19 protein-coding genes are annotated in these 23,016 nt (G+C 65.8%); 6 read left to right on the plus strand and 13 right to left on the minus strand.

The features are described 5' to 3' along the window. Positions 1–88 precede the first annotated feature (88 nt). Complete coding sequence (locus tag L1892_RS08110) at positions 89–988, plus strand: hydroxymethylglutaryl-CoA lyase (protein ID WP_235723085.1); 900 nt, start codon at positions 89–91, stop codon at positions 986–988. A gap of 56 nt (positions 989–1,044) precedes the next feature. Here the strand turns inward: L1892_RS08110 and L1892_RS08115 are convergent, their stop codons facing one another. After that, entirely contained in the window at positions 1,045–1,488 is a 444-nt protein-coding gene (locus L1892_RS08115) for a universal stress protein (protein WP_235723086.1), read from the minus strand. Positions 1,489–1,617: 129 nt separating this feature from the next. Beyond that, positions 1,618–3,774, minus strand: a complete 2,157-nt coding sequence (uvrB, locus tag L1892_RS08120) for an excinuclease ABC subunit UvrB (protein ID WP_235723087.1) — start codon at positions 3,772–3,774, stop codon at positions 1,618–1,620. 69 nt (positions 3,775–3,843) lie between these two features. On the opposite strand from uvrB, the gene L1892_RS08125 reads away from it, so the two are divergent. Continuing rightward, positions 3,844–4,389 carry a DUF402 domain-containing protein gene (locus L1892_RS08125; RefSeq protein WP_235723088.1) on the plus strand — a complete coding sequence of 182 codons (546 nt, stop codon included), beginning with the start codon at positions 3,844–3,846 and terminating at the stop codon, positions 4,387–4,389. A 4-nt stretch (positions 4,390–4,393) separates the two neighbouring features. Here the strand turns inward: L1892_RS08125 and L1892_RS08130 are convergent, their stop codons facing one another. From L1892_RS08130 to aztD, 4 genes are all read right to left on the minus strand, one after another. Next, positions 4,394–4,834 carry a hypothetical protein gene (locus tag L1892_RS08130; protein WP_235723089.1) on the minus strand — a complete coding sequence of 147 codons (441 nt, stop codon included), beginning with the start codon at positions 4,832–4,834 and terminating at the stop codon, positions 4,394–4,396. A gap of 460 nt (positions 4,835–5,294) precedes the next feature. Next, positions 5,295–5,708, minus strand: coding sequence for a hypothetical protein (locus tag L1892_RS08135; protein ID WP_235723090.1), 414 nt, complete (start codon positions 5,706–5,708; stop codon positions 5,295–5,297). Positions 5,709–5,974: 266 nt separating this feature from the next. Beyond that, a complete protein-coding gene (gene coaE, locus L1892_RS08140) occupies positions 5,975–7,162 on the minus strand; it encodes a dephospho-CoA kinase (protein ID WP_235723091.1) in 1,188 nt (395 codons plus the stop codon). 116 nt (positions 7,163–7,278) lie between these two features. Then, positions 7,279–8,520, minus strand: a complete 1,242-nt coding sequence (gene aztD / locus L1892_RS08145; protein ID WP_372474985.1) for a zinc metallochaperone AztD — start codon at positions 8,518–8,520, stop codon at positions 7,279–7,281. A gap of 135 nt (positions 8,521–8,655) precedes the next feature. On the opposite strand from aztD, the gene L1892_RS08150 reads away from it, so the two are divergent. Continuing rightward, positions 8,656–9,096, plus strand: a complete 441-nt coding sequence (locus tag L1892_RS08150) for an Rv1443c family protein (protein ID WP_235723092.1) — start codon at positions 8,656–8,658, stop codon at positions 9,094–9,096. A 140-nt stretch (positions 9,097–9,236) separates the two neighbouring features. Here the strand turns inward: L1892_RS08150 and rpsA are convergent, their stop codons facing one another. Beyond that, positions 9,237–10,700, minus strand: coding sequence for a 30S ribosomal protein S1 (rpsA, locus tag L1892_RS08155; protein ID WP_235723093.1), 1,464 nt, complete (start codon positions 10,698–10,700; stop codon positions 9,237–9,239). A 384-nt stretch (positions 10,701–11,084) separates the two neighbouring features. On the opposite strand from rpsA, the gene L1892_RS08160 reads away from it, so the two are divergent. Both L1892_RS08160 and L1892_RS08165 read left to right on the plus strand, forming a co-directional pair. Beyond that, the gene (locus L1892_RS08160; RefSeq protein ID WP_235723094.1) at positions 11,085–11,642 is read left to right on the plus strand and encodes a 2'-5' RNA ligase family protein; all 558 of its coding nucleotides are present in this window, start codon (positions 11,085–11,087) and stop codon (positions 11,640–11,642) included. 57 nt (positions 11,643–11,699) lie between these two features. Next, positions 11,700–12,854 carry a class I SAM-dependent methyltransferase gene (locus L1892_RS08165; RefSeq protein WP_235723095.1) on the plus strand — a complete coding sequence of 385 codons (1,155 nt, stop codon included), beginning with the start codon at positions 11,700–11,702 and terminating at the stop codon, positions 12,852–12,854. Here the strand turns inward: L1892_RS08165 and L1892_RS08170 are convergent. Continuing rightward, positions 12,841–15,795, minus strand: a complete 2,955-nt coding sequence (locus tag L1892_RS08170) for an ATP-binding protein (protein ID WP_235723096.1) — start codon at positions 15,793–15,795, stop codon at positions 12,841–12,843. The two genes, L1892_RS08165 and L1892_RS08170, sit on opposite strands and share 14 nt — an antisense overlap. 71 nt (positions 15,796–15,866) lie before the next feature. Here L1892_RS08170 and L1892_RS08175 point away from each other — a divergent pair, with 71 nt between their 5' ends. Continuing rightward, on the plus strand, positions 15,867–16,709 hold the full coding sequence (locus tag L1892_RS08175) for a class I SAM-dependent methyltransferase (RefSeq protein WP_235723097.1): 843 nt from the start codon (positions 15,867–15,869) through the stop codon (positions 16,707–16,709). Positions 16,710–16,798: 89 nt separating this feature from the next. Here the strand turns inward: L1892_RS08175 and L1892_RS08180 are convergent, their stop codons facing one another. The 5 genes from L1892_RS08180 to L1892_RS08200 all read right to left on the minus strand — a co-directional run bounded on the left by L1892_RS08180 (position 16,799) and on the right by L1892_RS08200 (position 23,001). Beyond that, complete coding sequence (locus L1892_RS08180; protein ID WP_272492741.1) at positions 16,799–17,572, minus strand: amino acid ABC transporter ATP-binding protein; 774 nt, start codon at positions 17,570–17,572, stop codon at positions 16,799–16,801. Beyond that, entirely contained in the window at positions 17,559–18,521 is a 963-nt protein-coding gene (locus tag L1892_RS08185; RefSeq protein WP_235723098.1) for an amino acid ABC transporter permease, read from the minus strand. The genes L1892_RS08180 and L1892_RS08185 overlap by 14 nt, the downstream gene beginning before the upstream one ends. Before the next feature lie 3 nt (positions 18,522–18,524). After that, positions 18,525–19,439: an ABC transporter substrate-binding protein gene (locus L1892_RS08190; RefSeq protein WP_235723258.1), complete on the minus strand. Its 915-nt coding sequence runs from the start codon at positions 19,437–19,439 to the stop codon at positions 18,525–18,527. Between the two features lie 164 nt (positions 19,440–19,603). After that, a complete protein-coding gene (polA, locus tag L1892_RS08195; RefSeq protein ID WP_235723099.1) occupies positions 19,604–22,351 on the minus strand; it encodes a DNA polymerase I in 2,748 nt (915 codons plus the stop codon). Positions 22,352–22,431: 80 nt separating this feature from the next. After that, the gene (locus tag L1892_RS08200; RefSeq protein WP_235723100.1) at positions 22,432–23,001 is read right to left on the minus strand and encodes a GNAT family N-acetyltransferase; all 570 of its coding nucleotides are present in this window, start codon (positions 22,999–23,001) and stop codon (positions 22,432–22,434) included. Positions 23,002–23,016: the final 15 nt, after the last annotated feature.

Here is a 23,016-nt window from a genome sequence, read left to right on the forward strand (position 1 = left end):
ACGCACCTCGGACGCTGGGAGTTTTCGTAAACAATGTGTTTCGATGGCCTCTATTGCATACAACTGGCGCCTACCGCAAGATGGAGCGATGAGTGAGTTCACTGTGGTCGAGGTGGGTCCGCGCGACGGACTGCAGAACGAGAAGACACCGCTGTCGGTCGACGACAAGGTCTCGCTGATCACCCGACTCGTCACCGCGGGGGCGCGGCGCGTCGAGGCCGTCAGCTTTGTCAATCCGAAACGTGTTCCGCAGATGGCCGGCGCCGAGGAGGTGATGGAACAGCTCCCGCGGGATGCGGGGGCCTCCTACATCGGCCTGGTCCTCAACCGACGTGGACTCGATCGGGCGTTGGCCGCCGGCGTCGACGAAGTCAACGTGGTGGTGGTGTCGACCGACGAGTTCAGCACCCGCAATCAGGGTTGCACTGTCGCCGAAGGGATCTCCGCGGCCCTCGACATCGTGCAGGAGGCGCGTGCGGCAGGCGTGTTCAGCACGGTGACCATCGCCGCGTCGTTCGGTTGCCCGTTCTCCGGCGAGGTCGCTGCCGATCACGTGGTGGACATAGTGCGTCAGGTGGCCGCGGCCGGACCCGATGAGATCGCACTGGCCGACACGATCGGCGTCGGTGTCCCCGCGCAGGTGCGTGCGCTGGCCGCCGGTGCGAGTCGGGTGGCGTCGGAGATCCCGCTGCGGTGGCATTTCCACAACACCCGCAACACCGGGTATGCGAATGCTCTCACCGCGTTCGACTTGGGCGCCGCTGCACTGGATTCGAGCGTCGGCGGTTACGGGGGTTGCCCGTTCGCTCCCGCCGCGACCGGCAACATCGCGTCAGAGGATCTGGTGTACGCACTGGAACGGTCCGAAGTGTCCACCGGAATCGACCTCGCCGCGATGGTCGAGACGGCCGAATGGCTCGCCGGCAAGCTGGGTCAGGACGTCCCGGCCTTGTTGGGTCGGGCGGGACCGTTCCCGGGCCCGGCCTGAGGCAAAGACGAACCGCTCACCGGTGGCCGGTGAGCGGTTCGCGAAAAGTTGCGTTACTAGGTCGTGTGCACGATCAGTACGTCGCACGCCGACTTGCGCGCCACGTCTGCGGGCACCGATCCGAGCAGTCGTCCAGCGATGGAGTTCAATCCTCGGTTGCCCACTACCAGCAGGTCCGCCTTGGCATCGGTCACGAGTTGCAGCAGCGCGTCGACCGGAGCGCCCTTCACCGAACGCGGGTCTATGTTGCCTGCGCCGGCCTTGGAAGCCCGCTCCTTGGCGGTGCGCAGGATCTCCTCGGTCGGCGAGGAACCCATCACCTGATAGGCCTCGTCCTTCAGCACGTCGGCTGCCCCGCCCGCACCACGATCATTCGGGAAGTAGGCGCACGCGATGACCAACGTGGCCGACTCGCCGGCGATTGCCCCCGCACGGTCGACCGCCTTGAGCGATGACTCGGAGCCATCGGTGCCGACGACGATCGTCTGATATGCGCTCATCCATCCTCCACGTGTCAGTCCGCCTCGACCGGCGTCGAGGCAGGTGTCATCCCCACACTGTAGAACCCCTGATCCGGCAGATTAGTTTGCGGCGCCCGGTTTGTCCGCCGTTCGTGGGGATCGGCACATTTACTTGATACCCGCGGCATCCATCCCACGGAGTTCTTTCTTCAGGTCGGCGATCTCGTCGCGGAGCCGTCCGGCCAACTCGAACTGCAGGTCCCGGGCCGCAGACATCATCTGATCGGTCAGCTGAGACACCAGATCGGCCAGTTCGGCGCGCGGCATCGCCGATGTGTCGCGCTTCTCGATGACGCCCGCACTGCCCGCCTTGGACACCTCGCCTTGGGCCCGGCGACCGCGGCTGGCGTTGCGCCCGGAACCACCGACGGTGACCGCTTCGTCCTCGGCTTCGCGGTACACCTGGTCGAGGATGTCAGCGATCTTCTTGCGCAACGGCTTCGGATCGATGCCCATCTCCTTGTTGTAGGCGATCTGCTTCTCGCGGCGACGTTCGGTTTCGTCGATCGCGTTGCGCATCGAATCGGTGATCGTGTCGGCATACATGTGCACTTGTCCGGACACGTTGCGCGCGGCGCGGCCGATCGTCTGGATCAGCGAGGTGGTGGACCGCAGGAAGCCCTCCTTGTCGGCGTCGAGGATCGCCACCAGCGACACCTCCGGGAGGTCGAGTCCCTCACGCAGCAGGTTGATGCCGACGAGCACGTCGTACTCACCGGATCGCAGCTGCCGCAACAGTTCGACGCGGCGGAGGGTGTCCACCTCGGAGTGCAGGTATCGCACGCGGATACCCAGTTCCAGCAGGTAGTCGGTGAGGTCCTCGGCCATCTTCTTGGTGAGCGTGGTGACCAGCACACGCTCGTCGCGTTCAGTGCGTTCCCGAATCTCGTGCACGAGATCGTCGATCTGCCCCTTGGTGGGTTTCACGACGACCTCCGGGTCGACGAGACCGGTGGGCCGGATCACCTGCTCGACGAACTCGCCGTTGGCCTGCCCGAGCTCGTAGGGGCCCGGCGTCGCCGACAGGTACACCGTCTGTCCGATGCGATCGACGAACTCATCCCAGGTCAGTGGCCGGTTGTCGATCGCCGACGGGAGCCGGAAACCGTAGTCGACGAGGTTGCGTTTGCGCGACATGTCGCCCTCGTACATGCCGCCGATCTGCGGGACGGTGACGTGTGATTCGTCGATGACGAGGAGAAAGTCCTCGGGGAAGTAGTCGATCAGGGTCGCCGGGGCGCTGCCCGGACCACGACCGTCAATGTGCCGGGAGTAGTTCTCGATACCCGAGCAGAAACCGACTTGCCGCATCATCTCCAGGTCGTAACTGGTGCGCATGCGCAGCCGCTGGGCCTCCAGAAGTTTGCCCTTGTTCTCGAGTTCGGTGAGACGCGCCTCGAGTTCCTCCTCGATGCTCTTCATCGCCCGCTCCATGCGCTCGGGACCCGCGACGTAGTGAGTGGCCGGGAAGATCCGCAGGTTGTCGACCTCGCGGACCACATCGCCGGTCAACGGATGCAGGTAGTACAGCGCTTCCACTTCGTCGCCGAAGAACTCGATGCGGACGGCGAGTTCCTCGTAGGACGGAATGATCTCCACGGTGTCCCCACGCACGCGGAAGCTACCACGGGTGAACGCGGTGTCGTTGCGCGTGTACTGCACGTCGACCAGCAGCCGTAGCAGGGCGTCGCGATCGATCTCGTCGCCCACACTGACCTCGACGGACCTGTCCAGATAGGACTGCGGGGTACCGAGACCGTAGATGCACGACACCGAGGCGACCACCACCACGTCGCGACGGGAGAGCAGACTCGACGTGGCCGAATGCCGCAACCGCTCGACATCGTCGTTGATCGACGAATCTTTCTCGATGTAGGTGTCGGTCTGCGCGATGTACGCCTCGGGTTGGTAGTAGTCGTAGTACGAGACGAAGTACTCGACGGCGTTGTTGGGCAGCATGTCCCGCAGTTCGTTTGCGAGCTGTGCGGCCAGGGTCTTGTTGGGCGCCATCACCAGCGTAGGGCGTTGCACGCGTTCGATGAGCCATGCGGTGGTCGCCGACTTGCCGGTACCGGTGGCGCCGAGCAGGACGATGTCCTTCTCCCCGCTGGTGATGCGCTTCTCGAGGTCGTTGATCGCGGTGGGCTGATCACCCGCGGGTTCGTACTCGCTGACCACCTCGAAGTGGCCACCGGTCCGTTCGATCTCCCCGACCGGCCGGAACTCGGAGTGCGCGACGACCGGACGTTCTGCTGCAAAAGCCATAGTGCCAGGGTAAACGCGGGCTATGACAGTTGTGTTCCGTCGCCTGACCTGCGGGTTAAGGTGTTGGCCATGCCCAGCGGACCGCCTACCCCCAAGCGCCATCCACCCAAGCGCGAGGTATTCGACGTCCCCGCGATGACCAACACCGACAACAAGGGCTTCGTGCGACCGGTGGAGCGCTACGAGGTGACCGACCACGGCCTGTACATGTCGCGCACCGCGGATCATCCTCGGTTCAACCGCCTGGAGTCCTGGCTGCTGCCCGCGCTCGGGCTGCGGGCCAACATCTTCCACTATCAGGGTGGCTACCGCGACGGTCAGCGCCTGTATCTGGACGTGGGCCGATTCTCCGGGCCCGACGAGCATGGCCGCTGGCATGCCGAGGATTGGTATCTCGATCTCGTCGACGTGCCCGGTAAGCCATTGGAGTTGCTTGATGTCGACGAGTTACTGGACGCCCGTGTGGCCGGGTACCTCGGCGCCGAAGCGTGTGAGCAGGCGATCATGAGCGCGACACGCGCGCTAGTCGGTGCGGCCGAACGCCAGCATGACGTTCAGGCCTGGCTCGACGCCGCGGCCGGCGGGCCGGTCTTTTTCCGAGACCGGCCCGCCTGAACGCTCAGTAGATCGGCAACACGAAGCAAGCACCGGCCCGGATGAAGTCCGGGAACTGCACACCCGGTCCGACGGTGACCGTGCGCTTCTTGGTGACGCCGTCCAAGGTGGCCGTCAGCACGTGTCGACCCGGCTGGGTCGGGCGCCAGACCGGATGCTCCATCATGCTGGTCGGCTTCTGGTTGTAGAGCGTCACGGTCTTGCCGTTCACCGTTGAGGTGAGCTTCAGATTCCCCTTCGCCGACCGCGGGCCGGCCACCGGCACGTCGAGTCGATAGGCGCACCCCGCGCCATAAACGTTGTAGTTCAACGAGCCTGTCGCCGACGAACCATAGCCGGCGGGCGTGTCGACCGCGACACCTTGCAGCGTTGCCGCTTCGGCCGGCGCCCCGAAGGCCACCCCGCTCATCGCTGCCGCACTGAAAGCGATTGCACCCCCGACCATGCGCAACCGATTCCGACTTCCCCGACCAGTCATGCTCAACTCCACTTCACTGCGATTGCACTGTCAGATCGCGCCTCCAGCGGGCGCGATGATGACGCTAGCAGGCACAAATATGAAATATGACACATTGGGTCACAATCGTAACCAGATGTCGCAATTAGTCCCAACGCCAAAGCGGGACGCCTCGGACCTGTGTAGTCCGAGACGCCCCGCACGGCGTCATGAGCGGTTCGGCGTCAGGAGGACGTGACGATGCACGATCCCGCGAGCGGCAGCTGGATGGTGATCTTCCCGAGTTCCGGAGCCGGAACCTCGAAGCCACTTCCGACCTGCAGTCCGTCCGGTGGTCGTCCCGACGATTGCGATCAGTTTAGGTATTCCACAGGTATCACGATTCGGCAACTTTCAAGCGGCAGAATCGCCGTTTCGTTCCTGAGTGTTCACGCAAGCTGCTAGCGCATCAGTAGAGGATGATGCATGAACTGCCGGTGTAGACACCGACTCCGACGTTGAGTGGGCCGATCGACTCGCCCTCATCGCCCGCGCCCTGAGTCGCCTTGATCGTGTATTGCCCCGGATTGAATGGGAACCAAGGATACACCGCCTTGCCGCCGTCGGGCTTGATTGAACCGACCTGGTTGCCGTTGATCCTGAACACGACGTTTTCAGTGCTGTCCTCGGGCACGGTGGCAATTACGCCGTACCCGCAGCTCGCTCCATACCGCTGATCGAGCGACCCGAGTAGCGCAGAGTTGTCGATCTCGAGCTTGCTGACGTCCGCACTCGCAGGCGCGGCCATCACCGCCCCCGCGGCCGCAACACCGGCAAACGCTACGGTCGCCGCCGCGGCGCGCCCCTTCGTGCGTGCACCCATGGCTGTTCTCCCTCGACTAGAGCAGTGATGTAGGTCGCACCCGTGGGTGCGGCTTCACGCTAGCAAAGGTTCACGTCATGCACGATGCCGAAATGGGTTTCTGCGCACACCCGTTGCCAGAGTTCATCCGATTGTGTGAATCGGTGCAGGTGCGAGCCCTTCGTGACGCTCGGCTGGCGCCTCGCTCCTCAGGGATCAGGAACAACGCGCGGTGGGTTCCCCGGTCCGCAAGCAACACGAACAACGCACGATGGGCACGCCGGGCGTCAAGACTTTGTGGCCTTCCAGGCGGTGACCCGCCGGTAGGCATCGTCGAACCACTGCTCTTTGGCCGCGACATAGCGACCGAGATCGCTGTCGGCCGCCTGCAGCGCCACCCGCTTGACCTCGGCGTACTCCGCTCGGGCCGCGGCGTCGTCACGGAGCCAATCGCGGAAATCCAGCGCAAACGCGCGGCCCGGCGAGTCCGCGGCACGCAGGTGTACATTCACCGGTCGCCCCGGGTCGGCCGATCCGTGCAGCCGTCTTCCCCAATCCCCCTCGTCCACCGACCCGGTCGCCGGATCGGGTTTCGGATTGTCGCCGTCGATACCGGGCACTCGGGGAAATCCGCCGTCGGCGAGCACTTCGGCCAGTTGATCCGCGACACCAAGGTCGGCGACAGTGATCTGCAGATCGATCGTGGGCTTGGCGGCCAGACCCGGAATCGCGGTCGATCCGATGTGATCAACGGCCGACGCCTTGTCGCCGACCACCGCCCACAGTCGGTTCACCAGGCGGATGCCCTCGGCGGCCCAGCCGGGATCGGGATCGGCCAACTCCAACGGACCTGCTACCACCGTCCGCGACCGGACGTTCTGCTCGAAGGGAACCAGACGTTCCTCCCAGAGCGCTGCCGCCGCAGCGGCGAGATCCTCGGGACTACCGGAGTTGTCGAGCCACACATCGGCCACCGCTCGGCGCTGCTCATCGCTGGCCTGCGCCGCAATTCGCGCACGCGCGTCATCTTCTGGCATGCCGCGCGCCGTGGTCAGACGCTGCACACGTGTCTCAGCGTCGGCGTGCACGATCAGCACGAGATGGAAGAACGGAGCCATGTTGCCCTCTACGAGCAACGGGATGTCCTGCACCACGATGGCGTCGTCCGGCGCGGCCTCGAGTAACTCCTGGGTGCGCGCACCCACCAGCGGATGGGTGATCGAATTCAGCTTCTGGCGCTGTTCGTCGTCCACGAAGGCCCGGGCGGCCAACGCGGGTCGATCCAGGCTGCCGTCATCGGCCAGGATCTCGTCGCCGAATGCCTCCACCAGGGCGGCCAGTCCCGGTGTCCCCGGTTCCACCACTTCACGCGCGATCTTGTCGGCGTCGATGTGGTAGCCACCGCGGTGGATGAATGTCGTGGCCACGGTTGATTTGCCGGCCCCGATTCCGCCGGACAGCCCCAGTCTGATCACCCGACCAGTCTGACAAATCCTCCGCGAACCGATCACCGCTCCCTCGTTTCGTTCGCGCTGCATCGTTCCGAGCAGGTGGAACGAAAGGAGGGGGCGACGATCAGCGCTGCTCGAGCTCAGCCGGTGACACCGGTGAGTTCGATGGTCGGCTGCGGCAGTTCGGCCTGCGCCGTCTGCTCTCCGGTGGCCAGATCGACCGCGGTCACGGTCCTCGCATTCGGGTCGGTGACGTAGGCGACGCCCTCCTGCACATGAACGTTCGGCATCGGCGACTGCCATTCATCGGGCTCGGTCCACGCGTCGATGACGTCGATCTTGCGCACCTGATCCCCGGTCATCGGGTCATAGACGTACAGTGCACCATCGGTGCCGAGGATCACGGCTTCACCATCGGGTCCGCGTTCGATCGACCGGAAGCTGTAGCTGGCCGGGAAGTCGACAATGCGAAGATCGCCGGTCCGAGTGTCGGTGAGAGTGAACCGGTTCGGCCGCTCGAGTTCGGCGTCCTCGTCGGTCTTGTAGTCACCCAGGACGATCGGCGATGTTGCCGAGCCGGCCTGGTTGCCGATGCGTCCGTAGCCGTCGGGGCTGGCCACCTTCTCGATCTCGTTGCCGCGCACGACGAGAATGCCGTCCTGGCAGCCGAAGGTGAGGACACCGTCGGCGGCGGCGGCCTCACCGTGGACCCCGGGGCACTCGTCGGTGCTCGCGATCTCGTTGCGCTCCTTGTCGAGGATCGCGATGCCGCTGCGCTCATCCTCGTTTCCTCGTGTCACCACCAGGCTGCCGTCCGCGCGGAAGACCGCCACGCCATGATGAGGCTCAGGCACCGTGTACTCGGTCGATTTCGCATTGCCGCGCAGCAGCTCCGCCGGTTCGACGATGTCGACCTCCCCCGTGCCGTCGCTGAACAGCGTGATGCGGGAATCGTGCGGCACCACATGGCCCGGTTCCTCGCCACCGAAGGTCATGTCGGTCAGCTCGGGTTCTGATGTGTAGTAGTGCCCGTGGTCGCCGTGCTGGACGGTCCAGGTCCCCATGTCCAGAACGCGGAAACCGCCCGATTCCGAGACGAATACGTTGCGTCCGTTGTCGGCGCTGTTGAGTCGGATGAACCCCTCGGTGGGGATGTCGGCCACCTGCTCCAGGTTTTCCGCGTCCAGCACCAGGATGCCGCCGTCGTAGGTGAGCGCCAGACGCGGTGTGGCGCTCTGCTGTTCAACTCGTTCACCAGAAGCGTCGGCAGTGCTGCTCGGCGCAGCATCGTCGGTGCTATCGGTGCCACACGCGACCAGCGCGAACGATGCGGCAGCACACAGCGCCGCCACCCTTGTCAGATTTGTCTTCTTCACATGCACGGGAGACAGTCAACGTGTTAATGAAAATTATTGTCAACTGCTAATGGTTCGATTCCGCTGACCCAGGTCGACCAGCATTGGCAGGTTGGTCGAGTGGGTAGCGATGCTCCGCTCCGGTCACTAACTCAGCGGTCCGTGATACCGGCACCGATCGACGCGGTGTGGGATCGCGTCAGCCGAATGGAGGGCATCAACGATGAGCTGATGCCCTACCTCAAGATGATGCTGCCGCGCCGGCATCGCGGGAAAACACTGGCCGACATCGAGGTCGGCACGAGCGTGGGCAAGGTGCGCTTGCTGTTCGGCGGTTTGTTGCCGCTCGACTACGACGAACTGACCATCGTCGAACTCACACCTGGGCGCGGATTTCGCGAAGAGTCCTCGATGGCCTCCATGCGGGTGTGGCATCACGCCAGAACACTGACACCGCTCACTCTCGAGCGCACCGAGGTTGTCGACACCGTCGCGTTACGCCCACGTCTGCTGCTGAGGCCGGCCGCACCCCTGCTCGCCCGGTTCGTCGAGCATCTGTTCCGGCACCGACACCGGCGGTTGGCCGCGCACTTTGGCGGTTGAGTGCGTCGGGTACAGACGCAACCACCATCAGGGTCATCTCCGCTGCTGCCGACGACACCTGGGCTCAGGACGATCAGCACGAAGAACAGAACTCCCCGACTCGTGATGAGCCGGGGAGTTCTGTGTCAGTGAGATTCGAATCAGGCGTTGCCCGACAGCTTCTCGCGCAGTGCGGCGAGCTGCTCGTCGCTGGCCAGCGAGCCACCCGACGATGCCGGAGCGCTGCTGCCGGTGCTGCGGCTCTCCGATGCCGACGAGTAATCCGACGGGGCGTTGGCGGCCTCGGCGGCGGCAGCGGCGAACTTCTCCATCTGAGCGGTGTGCATCTTGTGGCGACGCTCGGCCTCGGCGTACCGGGCCTCCCATGCCTCACGCTGCTGCTCGAAGCCCTCGAGCCACTCGTTGGTCTCCGCGTCGAAGCCCTCGGGGAAGATGTAGTTGCCCTGCTCGTCGTAGCTGTCGGCCATGCCGTACTTCGACGGGTCGAACTCCTCGGTGTAGTCCTCGTTGGCCTGCTTGAGGCTCAGCGAGATCCGGCGACGCTCCAGGTCGATGTCGATGACCTTGACCATCGCGTCGTCGCCGACGGAGACGACCTGATCGGGCACCTCGACGTGGCGCTCGGCCAGCTCGGAGATGTGGACCAGGCCCTCGATGCCCTCGTCGACGCGGACGAACGCACCGAACGGCACCAGCTTGGTGACCTTGCCCGGCACGATCTGACCGATCGCGTGGGTGCGGGCGAACTGACGCCACGGATCTTCCTGGGTGGCCTTGAGCGACAGCGACACACGCTCGCGGTCCAGGTCGACGTCGAGGACCTCGACGGTGACCTCATCGCCCACGGCGACGACCTCGGACGGGTGATCGATGTGCTTCCAGGACAGCTCGGAGACGTGGACCAGACCGTCGACGCCGCCGAGATCGACGAACGCACCGAAGTTGACGATCGAGGACACGACGCCCTTGCGGACCTGTCCCTTCTGCAGCTGATGCAGGAACTCGCTGCGGACCTCGGACTGGGTCTGCTCGAGCCATGCACGACGCGACAGGACCACGTTGTTGCGGTTCTTGTCGAGCTCGATGATCTTGGCCTCGATCTCCTTGCCGATGTACGGCTGCAGATCGCGGACGCGACGCATCTCCACCAGCGACGCCGGGAGGAAGCCGCGCAGACCGATGTCCAGGATCAGGCCGCCCTTGACGACCTCGATGACGGTGCCCTTGACGGCCTCGTCCTTCTCCTTGAGCTCCTCGATCGTGCCCCAGGCGCGCTCGTACTGCGCACGCTTCTTGGACAGGATCAGGCGGCCTTCTTTGTCCTCTTTGGTGAGAACCAGGGCCTCGACCTCGTCACCGACGTTGACGACCTCGTTGGGGTCGACGTCGTGCTTGATCGACAGTTCGCGCGACGGGATCACGCCTTCGGTCTTGTAACCGATGTCGAGCAGAACCTCGTCCCGATCGACCTTGACGATGGTGCCTTCGACGATGTCGCCATCGTTGAAGTACTTGATCGTGGAGTCGATGGCGGCGAGGAAGTCCTCAGCCGAGCCGATGTCATTGACGGCTACTTGCGGCGAGGTGATCGTGGGGGACGACATATTTGTGAGTTGCTCCGGACAGGTGTGTTGTAGGTACAGTTCAGTTGCCGCCGTCGGTGAACGGATGCTGAACTCCGGGCACGACGGCCGCACGCGCCGAGGGCGCATGCGCGTAGAAGGTTACGCCAGTCCGCTTGCCCTGGGCAAATACGCTCTCCTCGGCCGGTCCGGTGACGCCCGACGACCCGGTGCCGCGGGGTCTTCTCGCAGGCGAAGGGTCACCGTCCTCGAGGTGGGCGGTCCCTCATTTCGGCTGGTCAGCAGCTATCGGGCGCGGCTGAGAACACTCACCGGCCACGACGAACCGCTCACCGGCACTGCCTGCTCCCTCACCTCGATACCCACTCGATACCCAGGTGCTCGCCATTCTGGTTGACTGGCGCCGTGGCGCATTCCATCGAGCTCCTGCCCGATGAGTCGATCGACGCCCGTGTCCGCGCCGAATGGCAGGCGCTGGCCGACGCCGGGCTGCCCAGCGCAGCCCGTATCCGCGCCTCGACCAATCGCCCACACGTCACATTGATCGCGGCCGGGCACATCGACAGCGGTGTCGATGACGCACTCGGGGCCTGTGCGAAAGACCTGCCTCTGCCGTGCCGGATCGGCGCTCCGGTGCTGTTCGGCCACGGGACCCGCCGCACGTTGGCTCGAGTGGTGGTGCCGAGCGCCACGCTGTTGGCGGTGCACCGCCGGGTGTGCGACATCGCCACACCTTTCCTCGGTGAGAACGGCGCCTTCGCTCATGCCGCCCCGGGCGACTGGACTCCGCACATCACACTCGCCCGGCGCGTCGACACCACGCAGCTCGCCGCGGTCCTCGACGTCCTCGACGCCGTCGGCTCGCTCGAGGATTCCGGCTCATTCACCACGGTGCGTCGTTGGGATCCCGACAACCGTCGCGACCACATCGTCGCAGGCGGACCGGCCGCGACGACACCGTGAGAGAACCTCACCACCGCGTGAGAGCGAACTGAGAGCGAGGAGACGCATCGTTGCCCCATGAGCACAACAACACCTTCGACAACGACACCCTCCACATCAACGACCACGACTTCCCCCTCCCCCGGACCGACGCACTCCGACGACCGGCCGGTCACGGCCGACGCCTTCGCCGAGCGCATCTTCACCTCAGCACTGGCGACCGCCGAGACGATGAGTATCTATCTCGGCGAACGCCTCGGGTGGTACGACTGCCTCGTCCAGCACGGCCCGGTGTCGGCTGACGAGTTGGCCGACCGCACCGGCACTCATCGGCGCTACGCCAGAGAATGGCTGGAGATGCAGTCGGCCTTCGGGATACTCGACGCCGACCTAGATGCCGACCCGATCCGCTTCGGCATCCAACCGGGCGTGGCCGAAGCCCTCACCGACACCGCCAGCCTCGCCTATTTGGGCACGCTGCCGCGGATGTTCGCCGCATCGTTCGGCCAGCTTCCGGCCCTGCTCGACGCCTACCGCACCGGCGGCGGTGTCAGCTGGGCAGAACTGGGCGCCGACGCCCGCGAATGCCAGGCGGCACTCAACCGCCCGTGGTTCGACCGTCAACTCGCGCCTGCGCTCGCCGGCGTCGACGGCCTGCACGCGCGGCTCTCCCGTTCCGGCGCCCGCATCGCCGACGTCGGATTCGGCGCCGGTTACTCGACCATCGCGCTGGCCAAGGCCTATCCGGAGGCGACATTCGTGGGCCTCGATGTCGACGAGGCGTCGGTGCAGATGGCGCGTCACGCAGCAGCGGAGGCCGGCGTCGACGATCGGGTGGAGTTCGTGCTGGCCGACGCCTCCGACGCAGGGCAGCGCGGACCGTTCGACGTGGTGTTCGCCTTCGAGTGCGTCCACGACATGCCCCGCCCGGTGGAGGTGTTGGCCGCGGCGCGGGCGGCGCTGGCGCCCGACGGTGTCATGGTGATCATGGACGAGGCGGTCTCCGATGAGTTCGCCGGCCCCGCCGACGATCTGGACAAGATCATGTACGCCTTCTCGCTGTTCGTCTGTCTGCCCGACGGGATGAGTTCGACACCGTCGGCAGGCACCGGAACGGTGATGCGCGCATCGACACTGCGCACCTACGCCCAGCAGGCCGGGTTCGCCGAGGTGGAGGTGCTGCCGATCGAGGAGTTCAGCTTCTTCCGGTTCTACCAACTCACGCCGGGCTGAGCGCTGCCAGCGCCGCGGCCACCACATCGACCCGCGGTCGATCGGCGCCGCGCATCATCGCCTCGTCGAGCGTCGGGTCCCCGAGACGCTCCCGCAATCGACGATGCGCGGCGTCGAGTCGTTGGGCGTCGGTGCCGTAGGCCCCCGCCCCGGTGATCTCATCGGCCCGGCGCATCGCGCCCAACAACTCGGCCGCCGCCTCGGGCCGATCGAGTTGTAGCAGCACATCGACTACCGTGCGCAGCGACACCCACTGGTGTGTCCAGTTGCCGGCGTCGCGCCAGTGGTTGAGCACATCGGTGAACAGACGAGCGGCCACCTCCGGTGTCCCGCAACGGGCTTCGATGGATGCCCGGGACACCAGTGCCACACCCATCAGATAGCGGTCACCCGTGTGCGCAGCAGAAGCGATCGCATCGTCGAGCAGCTCGCCGGCTCGACTCGGATCGTCGTCGAGAATGCACTCACCGGCACCGTAGCGCGCCCATCCTTCGACGACGGTCTCCCCTGCCGCGGTGCATAAATCGGCGATCCGCAGCGAAGCCCGATGCGCGGCGGGCCCGTCGCCGGCGTAGGCGTTCATCAGCAGCACGCAGAGGTCGGCCATGCGGCCCGCGCCGGCCATCCCCGCGACCGTTCCCGCTGCCCGGAAATCGCGGGCCAACTGCGACGTCGCCGTCACATCCCCTTGGAACAGGCCGACCTCCACGAGCATCATCCGCAGGTAGACCTCCACGGCGGGTGCGGGGCTGCACGCCAGCCCACACCGAACATACTCCTTGGCGGTCAACAGATTCCCGTCGAAGCGGGCCCCGGCGGCGGCCACCGCCCACGCCGCGGGCAACTTCGGAGGATCTTCCACCGACACATCGGCGGCTGCGCGAAGCCGGCGTGACCAGGCGGTGGCCTCGGTGCTCATGGTCAGCTCCAGAAATGGGATCACCCCCGCCATCATCCGGTCGCCGAGCGTCGGATCGACCTCGCAGGCATGGTCGACCGCCTGTCTCACATCGTCGAGGCGCGCCGCGACCAGACCGGCTGCCGCGACGTGGCCGGGGCCGAAGAGATCCCGGACCAGTGGCGCGATCCGATCGGCCACCAGGTGCGCATGCGCCGCTCGCGCCGATGTGCGGCGACCGTTCTCGTCGAGTCGTCGAAGTCCGAAGGCGCGCAGAGTCTCGAGCATTCGGTAGCCGGAGTCGTCGGCCGAGAGCATCGAATTGTCGACGAGCTCACTGACGATATCGGCCACCTCGTCACGCGGTACCACCTCACTGTGCCCCGCGAGCGCTTCCGCGTCGTCGAGGTCGAAGCGCGCCGGAAACACCGCCAGGGCATCGAACAAAGCGCGACCCGCATCACTCAACAGCGCATACGACCAGTCGACCAGCGCATGCAGACTCCGGTGCCGGCGGTCGGTGTCCCGGGGACTGTGCAGAATCCGGAATCGCCACTGAAGGCGGTCCACCAGCGCCGCCGGAGCAATGGCGCGGGCTCTGGTCGCGGCGAGTTCCACGCCGAGCGGCAGCCCGTCGAGTCGTCGGCAGATCTCGGCCACTGCTGCGGCGTTCTCCTCGGTGAGCACGAATCGATCGTTGCGGGCGTGCGCACGAGTACAGAAGAGCTGCACCGACGGGCTCTCGGCGATGGCGGCCGACGACGCGTTCGCCGCCGGCACCGTCAGCGGCTCCAGCACGCTGACCTGCTCGGCGGTCAACCCCAACGGAACACGCGACGTCGCCACCACCGATAGGTCGGCACATCGACTGATCACCGATTCGACCAGCTCGGCGGCCGCGTCGACCACGTGCTCGCAGTTGTCGAGGACAAGCAAACCGACTCGGCCCGAGAGTGTTTCGACGAGCGCCTCGAGATCGCCGAGATCCCGCCGCGGAGCGGCCCCGGTTGCCGACACGACGCTGTGTACCACGTCGGCCGGCGACGCCACGCCCGACAGCTCTGCGATCCAGGTGGCCCCTTGGTGACGAGCATGTTCGCGCACCAGCGCGGTCTTGCCCACTCCGCCGGGCCCCACTACCGTGACCACCGTTCCCGGGCGGATTCGAGCCGCGAGATCGGCCAGCTCAACATCACGGCCGATGACTCTCACGGACGCCTCCGGTGCGGGTCTGCGGCGTGTCGGCGGCGCGGTGCCCGTGGGCGTTGCAGGGGCGGTGGGTGTCGGCGCCCGTTCGCCGGCGAGGATACGTTGGTGCAGGTCACCGAGCCGAATGGTGGGTTCGGTGCCGAGGTCGGTCGCCAGCCGTGCCCGCAGTCGTCGGAACACCGCGAGCGCCTCGGCGGGGCGGTCGGCTTGCCAGAGGGCGAGCATCCGCGCCTGGTGCACACTTTCCCGGTACGGGTGTGCCGCGGCGGCGGGCTCGAGTCGACTCGCGGCATCTGCCGGTCGTCCCGAACGCAGCAGCGCATCGGCGGTCGCCTCGACGATCCGTACCCGGGTTTCCTGCAGCGCCTCGACATCGCCACGCACCCATGGCTCATCGGCGAACTCGCCGAATGGTCTTCCACGCCAAAGACTCTCCGCAGAATCGAACAGCGCCACCGCAGCGCCCGGGTCGGCCTCGGTCACCGCACACCCGGCATGGAAGCGGTCGGCGAACGCGAGGAGGTCCAGTTCGTCGCGGTCGACCCGAAGCGAGTAGCCGGGAGCGGCGGTGACGATCGCCAGTTTGTCTGTCACGCCGTGCTCGCGCAGTTGCGCACGCAAGCGGAACACCAGGTTGTGCAGCGCAGCCTCCGGATTGGTCGGCGGACTCTGCCCCCAGAGGATCTCCGCGAGCCAGTCGGCGTCGGCAGCGACATTGGCACGGGCGCCGAGCGCGGCCAACAGGCACCGCAGCCGTGGACTACCGAATTGAGCAGCGCGCGCTTCCGTCGGTCCCGACACATCGATCGGGCCCAGGAGCAGGAGGCTGACCACGCGCGATTTTATCACCGTGTGCGCTGCTGGCGGCTCCGATCCAGCCGATACCAGTCGCTAGACTCACCGGCATGAGTGAGGAGCGCACCGACGATGCCGGCTCGACGCATCGACCTCCGCGCATTCTCGGGCGCGTCGACTCACCGACGAGTGACCGCGCCAACCGATGGTGGTGGGACCACGACGCCGACAACTATCACGCCGAACACGGCGCCTTCCTGGGAACCCATGCCGCCGGCGGGGACTTCGTGTGGTGCCCGGAAGGCCTGCGAGAAGCTGACATCGGCCTGCTCGGTGACATCGCAGACCGCGACATCCTGGAGGTCGGCTGCGGCTCGGCACCGTGTGCCCGGTGGCTGGCCGGACAGGGCGCTCGTGCGGTCGGCGTCGATCTGTCGCGTCGCATGCTCGGCATCGGACTCGCCGCGATGGAGCAAGACCGCAGCCGGGTCCCGCTGGTGCAGGCGACCGCCGAGGCACTTCCCTTCGCGGACAGTTCGTTCGACGTGGCGTGCTCGGCCTTCGGCGCGGTACCGTTTGTAGCCGACTCGGCGCATGTGATGGCCGAGGTGGCCCGGGTCCTGCGCCCCGAAGGACGCTGGGTCTTCGCGGTCAATCATCCGATGCGCTGGATGTTCCTCGACGACCCTGGACCCGACGGCCTCATCGTGCAGATCCCCTACTTCGACCGCACCCCTTACACCGAGGTCGACGACGCCGGCGCCATCACCTACGTGGAACACCATCGGACCATCGGCGATCGCGTCCGGGAGATCCGCGCGGCCGGGTTGGTGCTCGACGACATCGTGGAACCGGAGTGGCCGGAGGGTTTCGAGGAGGTGTGGGGGCAGTGGAGTCCTTTTCGCGGACAATACTTCCCGGGCACCGCGATCTTCTGCTGCCGAAAGGTGTGAGGTCGGGGCCCTTCGTGACACTCGGCTGGCGCCTCGTTCCTCAGGCAACAGTTGGTGACACTCACAGGACGCGCTCGGAAGCAGTTGCCTCACAACAACTTTGACAGGAAGCCCTGAGTACGTTCGTGTTGCGGGTTGGCCAGCACCTCACGCGGATCACCCTGCTCCACCACCACACCGCCGTCCATGAACACCAGTTGGTCGGCGACCTCACGAGCGAAGCCCATCTCGTGGGTGACGACCACCATCGTCATCCCGCTGGCCGCGAGTTCACGCATCACGCCGAGCACCTCCCCGACGAGCTCCGGATCCAGCGCGGACGTCGGCTCGTCGAACAGCATCAGCTTGGGTTCCATCGCCAGCGCACGGGCGATGGCGACACGTTGCTGCTGTCCGCCCGACAGTTGGGCGGGGTAGGTGTCGGCCTTGTCGGCCAAGCCCACCCGGGCCAACAACGTGCGGGCACTCTCGGTGGCCTCCCGTTTGCTCTTCCGTTTCACCTGTGTCGGCGCCTCGATCACATTCTCCAACGCGGTGCGGTGCGGGAACAGGTTGAAGTGCTGGAACACCATGCCGATGTCGCGGCGCTGTTTGGCTGCGTCCTTCGGGCTCATCTCGTGGAGCTTGTCACCACGTTCGCGGTAGCCGATGAGATCACCATCCACGTAAAGCCGTCCCGCATTGACCACTTCGAGATGGTTGACGCAGCGCAGGAACGTCGACTTCCCGGAACCAGACGGCCCGATGAGGCACAGCACCTCGCCACGGCCCACCTCGAGAGTGATGCCCTTGAGCACCCGCAGGGAGCCGAAGTTCTTGCAGACCCGGTCGGCGTAGACCATGGGGCGTTCAGCGACGCTCATCGCTCTCCCCTTCCGCGATCGTTGTGTTCGGTTTGGCAGCCATGGCCTTGAGCTGTCGGGCGGTCATCTGCCGGCTGGCACCCTTCGAGTAGTACCGCTCGAGGTAGTACTGGCCGACCATCAGGATGCTGGTGATCGCCAGGTACCAGGTGGACGCCACCAGCAGCAGCGGAATCGGCTCGAAATTCACCCCGGAGATGTCCCGCGCACGCCCGTACAGATCCCCGGTGAAGGGCACCGCAGCCACGAGGCTCGTCGTCTTGAGCATGCTGATCACCTCGTTGCCGGTCGGCGGGATGATCACGCGCATGGCCTGCGGTAGCACCGTGCGCCGCATGGCAAGCGACCATGACATACCCAATGCGACGGAGGCCTCCATCTGACCCTCACCGACCGACGAGACACCCGCCCGCACGATCTCGGCCATGTAGGCCGCCTCGTTGAGCGCGAGGCCGATCATCGCGAAGATGAACGCCGAATACAGTGCCTGGATATCGAAATGCGCGAACTGCACGACGAACGGGATGCCGAGGTCGATCTGCTTGTAGATCGCCGGCAACAGCCCCCAGAACACCAACTGCACATACACCGGTGTGCCGCGGAAAACCCAGAGATAGACCCACGCGGTCGACCGCAACACCGGATTCGACGACAGTCGCATCACGGCGAGCAGCACGCCCAGCACGATCGCGATGATCATCGACAGCACGGTGAGCACCAGCGTGTACCACATGCCCGTGAGGATGCGGGTGTCGAAGAGATAGTTGGCGTAGGTGTTCCACGCGTACGCGCTGTTGGTGGCCGCGCCGTAGACGAACAGCACCACCAGCACGAGCACGATGGCGGCGGCGAACCACTGGCCCGGGTGACGCAGTGGCACCGCCTTGATGGGTTCGGGCTCAGCGGAGACGCGGTCGGCCCCGCTCGGACCAGTCGCTGGTGCCGTCACCGGTCAGCTGACCGCACCGTTGATGACCGACGTGGGGATCGTGCCCGCTCCGAGACCCCAGTGCTCGGCGATCGTCTGGTACTGGCCGTTGTCGATCAGGTACTGGACCGCCTGCTGCAGCGCCTGCGCCAGCTGCGATCCCTTCTGCACGGGATAGCCGTACGGCGCAGAGTCGAACACACCACCGGCCGGCTCGAGCTCGCCGTTGGACCGCTCGATCGCGTACGAGGTGACCGGCGAGTCCGCCGACATCGCGTCGACGCGGCCCAGCATCAGTGCGTTGGTCGCCTCGTCCTGGCTGTCGTAACGCACCTTCTCGATGGCGGGCTGACCGGCGTCGGTGCAGGCCTGGCTCTTCGCCGGGATCTCGTCGGTGTCCTCATAAGTGGTGGACTGCACCGCAACCCGCTTGCCGCAGGCATTGTTGGGATCGATACCCGCGCCGACCTGTTGGGCCCACTGCACACCCGCGCTGTAATAGGTGACGAAGTCGACCTGCGCTTCGCGCTCCTTGGTGTCGGTGAACGACGACATGCCCACGTTGTAGGTTCCGGCCTGGACCGACGGAATGATGGTGTCGAACTGAGCTTCTCGGTATTGCGGTGTCAGGCCGAGCACGCTGCCGACCGCGTTCATCAAATCGACGTCGAAGCCGATGATGTCGCCATTGGCGTCCTTGAACTCGTTCGGCGCGTACGGCACATTGACGCCGACGATCAGCTGTCCGGACTCACGGATCGGGGCAGGCACCAGGTCGGCGATCTCGGCCACCGGTTCCACCTCGACGCTGGTCGGCGAGATGTCGGCACCCAGGCCCTCACTCTCCTCGTTGTTCGAACAACCCGCCAGTGCGAGGACCAGGATCGACAACAGTGCGATGAGCACACCGACCGGTCGCGACGATCGCAGAAAACGCATCAGATACCCCATCTGTTCTCTTCCCCACCATGCAAGCGCATGATCGGGCGCGCACTCGAGACGCCGGCGGCAGCCATCGACGCACTGTTCGAACACTAGTGGCTGGCAAGCCGTTCCACCTGACGGTTACGAGAGATTTACGCCGCGGCGACCAGACGCATCGGTCAGTGCGCTGCGTCGTCCCATGACCGGCCGAAGCCCACCGACACCTCCAGCGGCACCGACAGGGTGATCGCGCTACCCATCTCGTCGCGGACGACGGCCTCCACCGCTTCGCGTTCCCCGGCCGCGACCTCGATGACGAGTTCGTCATGTACCTGTAGCAGCATGCGCGACTGCAGCCCCTCCCGCCGGAGCCTGCCGTACACATTGATCATCGCAACCTTGATGATGTCGGCCGCGGTGCCCTGGATCGGCGCGTTGAGAGCCATTCGTTCCGCGGACTGGCGACGCTGCCAGTTGTCGCTGTTGAGGTCGGGTAGGTAGCGGCGCCGACCGAACAGGGTCGCGGTGTATTCGTTTCGGCGTGCCTCATCCACGACGTTGTGCAGGTAGTCACGCACTCCGCCGAACCGCGCGAAGTAGGCCTCCATCTGTTCCTTGGCCTCGTCGCGACTGATCTTGAGTTGGGCGGCCAGCCCGAAGGCGCTCAACCCGTAGGCGAGCCCGTATGACATGGCCTTCACGCGATGACGCATCTCGGTGGTGACCGCGTCGATGGGCACGCCGAACGCCCGCGAGCCGACGAAATTGTGCAGATCCTCGCCGGTGTTGAACGCCTCGATCAACCCGCCGTCCTCGGACAGGTGCGCCATGATGCGCATCTCGATCTGGCTGTAGTCGGCGGTCATCAGACATTCGTGGTCCGATGCCACCACGAAACCCTCGCGGATCTGTCGGCCGGCCTGCGTGCGCACCGGGATGTTCTGCAGGTTGGGTTCGGTCGACGAGAGCCGACCGGTGGCCGCGATCGTCTGATTGAACGTGGTGTGCACCCGCCCGTCGTCGGCCACCGATTTGAGCAATCCATCAACGGTGACCTTGAGCCGGGTGGCGTCACGGTGCTCGAGCAGATGCGCCAGGAACGGATGCTCGGTTTTCTCGTAAAGGCTCTGCAGCGCATCGGCATCGGTGGTGTAGCCGGTTTTGGTCTTCTTGGTCTTCGGCATGTCCAGTTTGTCGAAGAGCACGGTCTGCAACTGCTTGGGTGAACCCAGGTTGATCTGTTCGCCGATCACCTCGTAGGCGGAGTCTGCCGCGGTGCGGATGCGTTGGGCGAAGTCGGCTTCCAGTTCGCGGAAGTGCTCGACGTCGACAGCGATGCCGGCGGCCTCGAGTTCGGCCAGGACGAAGGCCAGCGGCAGCTCCATCTCGGTCAACAGGGCCAGCGAGTCGATGCGCTCGAGCTCGGTGTCGAGGGTGTCGGCCAGCTCAGCCACCGCCCGGGCCTCCAGCATCTGCTGCTCGGCGTGCTTGGCGTCACCGCCGTCGTCGTCCAGCAACGACATCTGACCGTCGTCGGGCGCGGCGTCGTCGCGTAGTTCACGCCGCAGATATCGCAGCGTGAGGTCGTCGAGGTTGAACGTCCGTTGCCCGGGTCGCACCAGGTAGGCCGCCAGCGAGGTGTCACTGGTGACCCCTCCGAGGGTCCAGCCGCGCGCTCGGACCGCGTGCACGCCCCATTTCGATTCATGCATGGCCTTCGGTCGCTCGGTGTCGGCCAGCCACCCCGCCAAGGCCTGCTCGTCGTCGGCGTCGACGGACGTGACGTCGATGTAGGCCGAGACGCCGTCGGCAGCGGCGATCGCGATCCCGGTCGCATCGGCGCCGACGACCTGATGGGGTGAGGTGACCGCGATGCCGCTGCGGCCCGTCGTCGTGTGGTCGGCCAGCCAGGCGCGGACCTCGCCCGGTTGCAGTACCGCGCCATCGAGGTCGAAGCCGGCTTCGGCTTCCGGTTCCACCGACGTCAACGTCGAGAACAACCGATCACGCAGGACACGGAACTCGAGATCGTCGAAGAGCACGTGGATGCGGTCGCGGTCCCAGCCCACCATCGCGAGGTCGTCCGGCCCGGACGGAAGCTGCATGTCCCGGACGAGCTCGGTGAGCTGCCGGTTGGTCTGGACCGACGCCAGATGCGTGCGTAAGGCATCGCCCACCTTGCCCCGGACCTCGTCGACATGATCGACCAGGCCGGCGAGCGACCCGTACTCCCGAATCCACTTGGATGCGGTCTTCTCCCCCACTCCGGGAATCCCGGGCAGGTTGTCGCTCGGGTCGCCGCGCAGAGCGGCGTAGTCGGGATACTGCGCGGGCGTCAATCCGTACTTCTTCTCGACCTCGGCCGGGGTGAAACGGGTGAGGTCGGAGACACCTTTGCGGGGATAGAGGACGGTGATCGAGTCGTTGACCAGCTGCAATGAATCGCGGTCGCCGGTGACGACCACCACCCGGTAACCCGCGGCGTCTGCCTGTGTCGCCAGGGTGGCAATGATGTCGTCGGCCTCATAGCCCTCGATGGCCATCACCGGGATGCCCAGCGCGTCGAGCACCTCTTTGGTCAGATCGACCTGACCGTTGAACTCGTCCGGTGACTTCGAGCGCTGCGCCTTGTACTCCGGGAACATCTCCGACCGGAAGGTCTTGCGGGAGACGTCGAAGGCCGCCGCGATGTGGGTGGGCTCCTCATCACGCAACAGATTGATAAGCATGGAGGTGAAGCCGTACACCGCATTCGTGGTCTGGCCGGTCGCGGTCTTGAAGTTCTCGGCCGGCAGCGCGAAGAACGCCCGGTAGGCCAGCGAATGCCCGTCGAGCAGCATCAGCAGCGGGCGTCCGTCCGAACCCGACTTGCCGGCGGCGCTGGCGGACTTCTTCGCGGGCACGGTGGAACTCTTGGCAGGACTCACGGTGCTGAGTCTAGTGACCCGGCCTGACAGGTCGGCGGGGCCCGCAGGCGTGCGGGGCCACCTGAACACTCCCGTACAGCTCAGCCCCGGCGAAACATCGGCCAGACCGTCGGCCCATCCATCGGCAGCGTGATCTCGCCGGTCACCGCGAAGCCGTACCGCTCGTATAGCGGCACGTTGGCCTCATTGGAACTCTCCAGGTAGGCCGGTCCGTCGACGCGGTCGATGCCGGTGCTCAACAATGCGCTACCCACGCCCGCTCCCTTGATGGTGGCACCCACCTGCCCCAGGTACCAATGCGGCTCGCGGGGCCTCACCTTCGCGAATTCACGTTCCAGGGCTGCGCCGCGAGCCACCCGACCACGCAGGACACGAACGAATCCCACCATCGAGCCCACCTGTTGAACCGTCGACAGCTTGTGCCCCGGTCGATCCCAGACCGCGGTGCCCACGGGAACGCCGTCGCGAACGGCCAGGTCGATCGACGCGGCCTCGCCATGTGCCCACCGCAGTAACGTGTGGAAAATCTGTTTGTCCCGCGCCGGGTCGGGATTCATCCAGCGCACCACCGGGTCGTCGGCGAAGGCCTGCGCGAGCAACGCACTCACGAGGCCGAGGTCCCGGGAGCTCGTCACGGCAATCGACGTCATGCCCCCACGGTAGAG

This window comes from Gordonia tangerina (genome assembly GCF_021556435.1).
GTDB lineage: Bacteria > Actinomycetota > Actinomycetes > Mycobacteriales > Mycobacteriaceae > Gordonia > Gordonia tangerina.